The 1912-nt window shown below is 60.9% G+C and carries 1 protein-coding gene and 1 pseudogene; both read right to left on the bottom strand.

The features are described 5' to 3' along the window. Positions 1-101: 101 nt before the first annotated feature. A complete protein-coding gene (locus ACZ50K_RS37850) occupies positions 102-1073 on the bottom strand; it encodes a serine hydrolase (protein WP_468912027.1) in 972 nt (323 codons plus the stop codon). A gap of 317 nt (positions 1074-1390) precedes the next feature. Continuing rightward, positions 1391-1819 (bottom strand): annotated as a pseudogene (locus tag ACZ50K_RS37845) (transposase); the annotation flags it as partial. Between the last annotated feature and the right edge of the window lie 93 nt (positions 1820-1912).

Genomic DNA, 1912 nt, shown 5'->3' with positions numbered 1-1912 from the left:
GGCCCTGTCTTTATGCGCGGAAAACGGGAAGATCACCCCGGCGGGAAACCTGTTCGACCCGCACGTTCCATGATCGATTGAGATACGGCTCCTTAGGACTTTCAGTTATTGAACGCGTCGGAGGGGTTGGGGCGCTGCGGCTGGAAGGCGGCCTTGCCGGCTGCGGTCGGGTTGAGGTCTCGGTGTACGGCCTTGGCGACTGACTCGATGGTGTCGATGCCGTAAAACCAGCCGGTCGTGTCACCAATCGTCCGGCTCTGGTTGTCCTCGGTTAGGACCACGAGACCGTAGTCACGGCCAGCGCCCTGGAAGGCGCCCATGCTGTTGACCTTCCAGTCACCACGGTCGAACGGATCATCTGGGCCGGTCAGGGAGCGCTGCAGCCAACCGTTCTTAATGTAGATGCCGACTCCCGCCGGAGAGCCGGCCGGGGTTCCCCAGCGCTGGTCCGCCTGTACGTCGCGCATCAGGGACAGCGCGTACGCTCGCTCACCGGCGGTCAGCGGGCTGTCATCATCATTCTTGGTGGTGAGTGCCTTCAACAGCTTAGCCTGGTCGGCCGAGGTGATCCGAGTTAGACCCCAAGAACCGTCTCTGTCGAGGACCGTTCCCTGCATTCCGACGGCTTCGAGGAATCTTTGGATCTGGACGGGTTTGGCCTTGTCTCCGTTCTCCGACAGTTGGTCCCACAACGTGGTGGTGGCAGTGTTGTCGGAACTCACGATCATCGCCCGTGCCAGCTCCTTTTCCTGATCGGTCAAACCGTTATGCTCTCTTGCACTTAGCAAAAGCGCACCCAGCACGATCGGCTTTACCAAACTGGCGGAGTCGTATTTTTTATGTTCGCCCAAGGAACACGTGATATCTCGCTCCCGGTCAAAAAGCGACACGGAGGCCATGTTCTTCCTTTCCTTCAGGGCGCCCGATATGCCCGCAGAAAGTTTCGCAGCCAACTTCTTACCCTCAGCCGTCGAAGAAATGCATTCCACATTCGCTGCAGTCGGCGATGAATTCGGAACGCCCGCGGCGCTCGCCGGGACGGCAACCCCCAGGGTACCGACTGTGGCAACCATAGCGGGTATGCCCCACCTATACTTCCTCAAGCGCATGGCTTCCCTCCGGGGCTGATCAAGGATCTACTCCGGCAGCCTGCCTCGAATACCTTCCTGACCTCATCCCCCAGTCGGCCCTCCTATCGGGCCAACGCTGCTCCACCGATCGGTGATAGCACACCAGAACTGAACCGGAATTCATCCCTTGACCATCGCCTCGTTTCCTCCGCCGGCCAGATCCCCTGCCAAAAATCAAACAGGTACCGCCAGGGAACCTGCTCACCAGCCTGCATTTTCGGGGGTCTGTAAATCGAGCGGTGTAACGATGGTGGTTGGGATTACTGCCGGGCTGCGGAGAGTCGGCCGTCGAAGGTGATGTCGAAGGCGTTCAGGGCGGTCTTCCAGCGCATGGTCCAGCGGGCCTGGCCCTTCCCGGTGGGGTCGAGCGACATGATCGCCATGTAGACGCACTTCAGGGCGGCGGTCTCGTTCGGGAAGTATCCGCGGGCCTTGACTGACCGTCGGATGCGGGCGTTCACGGACTCGATCGCGTTCGTGGTGCAGACGATGCGGCGGATCTCGGTGTCGAACCGCAGGAACGGGGTGAACTCCTCCCACGCGTTTTCCCACAGCCGCACGATCGCCGGATACTTGTTGCCCCAGGCGTCGACGAACTCGGTGAACCGTTCGAGTGCGGCTTCCTCGGTCGCCGCGGTGTAGACGGGCTTGAGGAGCTTTGCGATCTTGTCCCAGTCCTGCAGGGCGGCTGGCAAGCTCGTTTTACAGGATGGCGATGGGGGCCGACCAGGGGACCACGGATTTTTGCCAGGACGGGATTTGTCTGCCGTCTGGAGCACGCG

It is taken from the genome of Streptomyces sp. NPDC033845, assembly GCF_055576225.1.
Note: the sequence above shows the minus strand (reverse complement) of the source record. Positions and strands in the feature narration are given on the sequence as shown.